The sequence below is a fragment of the Telluria sp. AZSoR62 genome, assembly GCF_058111565.1.
In genome coordinates, this window is the sequence record NZ_JBYTST010000184.1 from 1 (window position 1) to 328 (window position 328).

Annotated in this window: 1 protein-coding gene; it reads left to right on the top strand. The window is 45.7% G+C overall.

All coding sequences use genetic code 11. From position 1 onward, the window contains the following. Nucleotides 1-97 precede the first annotated feature (97 nt). On the top strand, nucleotides 98-328 hold a 231-nt coding region (locus tag AC3XQU_RS23445), incomplete at its 3' end, for a sulfotransferase domain-containing protein (RefSeq protein WP_489876548.1).

Here is a 328-nt window from a genome sequence, read left to right on the forward strand (position 1 = left end):
GGAAGGTAAGCTCTCGGATAATAGTGTGTTGGCGTTCAAGGATCCTCGCGTTGCTATACTACTACCATTCTGGCAGGCAGTATTCGCTGAGCTTGGTATGAATGCTAGTTACCTTATCGCTGTTCGTAATCCTCTAGAGGTCGCACAATCACTGCGCAAACGTGATAATTTTTCCGAAGTAAAAGGTCTGATGTTATGGGCTAAGCACTTGGTAGGAGTACTTAGAGGAACTCATCAGCAACAGCGTGTATTTGTGTCTTACGAGGCTATGCTTGATGCACCTGAAGAGCAGCTGAAGAGAATTGCTCGAGTACTTGAGTTGCCATCT